The sequence below is a fragment of the Ilyobacter sp. genome (genome assembly GCF_041583315.1).
GTDB lineage: Bacteria > Fusobacteriota > Fusobacteriia > Fusobacteriales > Fusobacteriaceae > Ilyobacter.
In genome coordinates this window covers 1-3,424 of the sequence record NZ_JBFHGC010000325.1, presented here as the reverse complement: position 1 = coordinate 3,424, position 3,424 = coordinate 1, and the positions used below count along the sequence as shown (strand labels likewise).

At 37.6% G+C, this 3,424-nt stretch carries 2 protein-coding genes and 1 riboswitch; both genes read left to right on the top strand.

Going from position 1 to position 3,424, the window contains the following annotated elements; all coding sequences use genetic code 11:
* The first annotated feature begins 268 nt into the window (after positions 1-268).
* Positions 269-1,756, top strand: coding sequence for a cobyric acid synthase (locus ABZA26_RS10730; RefSeq protein ID WP_372714523.1), 1,488 nt, complete (start codon positions 269-271; stop codon positions 1,754-1,756).
* A gap of 247 nt (positions 1,757-2,003) precedes the next feature.
* Positions 2,004-2,180, bottom strand: a riboswitch (cobalamin riboswitch).
* A 252-nt stretch (positions 2,181-2,432) separates the two neighbouring features.
* Complete coding sequence (locus ABZA26_RS10725) at positions 2,433-3,416, top strand: AIR synthase family protein (RefSeq protein ID WP_372714522.1); 984 nt, start codon at positions 2,433-2,435, stop codon at positions 3,414-3,416.
* Positions 3,417-3,424: the final 8 nt, after the last annotated feature.

Genomic DNA, 3,424 nt, shown 5'->3' with positions numbered 1-3,424 from the left:
GCTTATACAGGAAAAAAACCGCACTCAGCCGTACTACAGAATAGGTTCCGCAGGGAACCGAGGACTGTAGCTTACAAAGGCGTTAAAAGAAACATCTACTTCCTAGACATTTGAAAACTCTTGACCTTTTGGTTACTTTTCTGTCAAGAGAAAAGTAACACTGGTAAATTCAGTATTTTATTTATAGTTTCAAAAGAGAAAGTGATCGAAGTTCTTTATAAAATGTTCTGAAAGTGATATAATTAAAAAAAACTCTAGGGGGATTTTCATGCATAAAAAAATTATGATCCAGGGAACAGGTTCTTCTGTGGGAAAAAGCCTTGTGACAGCAGGTCTCTGCAGAATTTTTTATAAAGACGGATACAGAGTAAGTCCTTTTAAATCACAAAATATGGCCTTAAACTCTTTTGTAGACGAAGATGGCCTCGAGCTAGGCAGAGCCCAGGTAGTACAGGCTGAGATGGGTGGAGAGCGACCTAGGGACTATATGAACCCCATTCTTCTAAAGCCCAATGCCGATGATCATTCACAGGTTATTTTCATGGGTAAACCTTGCGGGAATGTCACTGCAGTGGAATATTTCTCCCAGACAAAAAAACTGAGAGAGGTGGCTGTGGAAGGATACGAAAAGATAAGAAAAAACTATGATATATGTGTCCTTGAAGGAGGAGGAAGTCCGGCAGAAATAAACCTCCGAAAAGTAGATGTAGTCAATATGGGTATGGCAGAACTGGTAGACGCTCCTGTTATACTGGTTTCAGATATAGAAAGAGGTGGGGTTTTCGCCCAGATATACGGTACAATAATGCTCCTAGACAAAAAAGACAGAGAACGTATCAAAGGTATAATCATAAATAAATTCAGAGGGAATAAAGAGATTTTAGACCCGGGAATTGAAATGATAGAGAAAAGATTAAAAGATGAAGGTATTGATATACCCATGTTAGGAGTTCTTCCTTTCCTTGATGTAAAAATAGAAGAGGAGGACGTCCTGGCAAAAAAACTAACTGCTAAAAAAACTCAAAATGACATAACTATCTCAGTTATAAGAACTCCTAAAATGTCAAACTATACTGACTTTGATGTTTTTGAGTTTTACAGCGATGTGGCCCTTAACTATGTAGATTCTCCTGAGGACATAGGTGAGGAAGATATGATCATAATTCCTGGAAGTAAAAATACTATAGGGGATCTTATTTTCATGAAAGAAACAGGTATTTACGACAAGATAGTGCAAGAATCATCAAAAGGTAAACTTATCTTTGGAATATGTGGTGGATTTCAGATACTGGGAGATAAAATAATGGATCCTCTCTGTGTAGAGACTCCTCTGGGGGAAGAAGATGGGCTGGGACTCCTAAATGTGACAACCACCATGGGGGAAGAGAAGTCAACCTATCAAGTGGAAAAAAAACTTATTGGCTGCAAAGGTATTCTCGCAGGACTAGATGGGATAACTGTAAAAGGTTATGAAATCCATCAGGGAATAACTGAAGGAAAAGAAGAGAGGTTTTTAGACGGTGATCTCTATGTAGGTGTTTATAAAGAAAATATCATGGCCACCTATCTCCACGGTATATTTGACAATGGAAAGTTCACAAGACATATTTTAAATTATCTGAGAGTGAAAAAAGGACTAAAAGAAAACACCGAGATAATAGACTATGAAAAGGTCAAAACAATGGAATTTGACAAGTGGGAAAAACATCTGAGAGAAAATCTGGATATTGATAAAATATACAAAATATTAAAATAGGGGCCTTAGGCCCCTATTTTAATTTCCAAACAAACTATATATAATTTTATAAAAGAAGGCTTATTCAACGGGGAACAATAATCTGTTCCCCGAGGAGAATATAAAAATGTCAATTTGACTTGATGGCTCAGATGAATAAATACAGTTTTAAATAAAAAATCTCCTACCAGGATTAACCCGATAGGAGAAGTATAAAAAACAATACAATAAAATCATAATGTTTCTCACACTTCCCGTCCTCGCAGGCTAGCATAAATCTTTTCATGGCAGGTCTCCTGGCTCAGCTTCATCCTAATCACAGCCCTTCCCGGATAATTCCAGTGGCAATGCTATTTTCGTCAGCGTCACAGTGGCGGGACCGCAGAGGATTAATACCTCACTTCCCTTTTAATCGATAAATCGAACCATTAAAATACTATTCTTTTCAAGCAAGATATTATCTCCATTTTATTAAAAAGTCAATATCTAAATATATAAATTTTATAATTTAACGGAATAAAAAAATACAGACTCCTTAAAACTCCTTTCATTTGAAAGATAGTAGTGATATAATTTTTTTAATTAACAGTAACTTACCCCTATACTTAAGGGCAGATTAAGTGCTAAAATATACATGTTTAGAAATTAAGTCCCTGCATATGAATTTTTTACTCAATTTTATTAACGAGGTGATATTTTGGAAATAGGAAAATTAAAAGCTTCCGACCTTGAGAAGCTTGTATTTAAAAATATAAGGCACAGAAGACCGGAAATACTCACAGACCCAAAAATCGGAGGAGACTGTGCGGTCCTTGATTTTGGAGATAAAGTGGCCTATATCTCCAGTGATCCCATCACAGGAGCCACTGAAGAATTGGGAAAGCTGGCTGTGAATATCAACTGCAACGATATCGCCACTGCGGGAATAGAGCCTGTGGGGCTGATGCTCACCATACTCGCTCCTGAGGGAACTAAGCCCCAAGATATAGAGAGAGTGGTCACCGATGCTCAGGCAGAGTGTGAGAGGCTCAACGTGTCTATTATGGGAGGCCACACTGAGATCACAAAAGTGGTTAACAGAATGGTGGTGTCTGTGACTGCCATAGGTATAGGAAAAAAAGAGGATTATACAAAGAGAGAAAAAGTCAAAGAAGGAGACCTCCTCATACTCACAAAGGGAGCGGGTATAGAGGGAACCGGGATAATAGCCTATGAAAAAAGTGAAGAAATAGGAGAAAAACTTGGAAGTGAAACTTTAAAAGAAGCAAAAATGATGCTGGATAAGATCAGTGTAGTGAGAGAAGGAATAATAGCTTCTCCCTATGTAAAGGGAATGCATGATGTTACTGAAGGAGGGGTCCTCGGTGCAGTATGGGAAGTGAGTGAATTCTATGGTTTTGGTTCTGAGATTTACAGGGAAAAAATAAAAATTGCAGAATGTACAAGACAGATCTGCGATTATTTCAAAATAGATTCTCTGAAACTCATATCAAGCGGGTCTATGCTTCTGGCAGCTGATCCTGAAAAAGGTCATGAAGTAGTTGGAATTCTAAAAAATGAGGGGATTGAATCCCACATAATAGGGAAATTTACGAAGGGAAATTCAAAGGTTATAATATCCGGATGCTTTATAGAGGACATATCAGAGCCTGAAAGCGACGAATTATATAAGGTAGTATAAAAACCAAG

Bases quoted from the DNA above. Each gene is read 5' to 3' on its own strand.
- ABZA26_RS10730 (WP_372714523.1), top strand. From the start codon at position 269: ATGCATAAAAAAATTATGATCCAGGGAACAGGTTCTTCTGTGGGAAAA.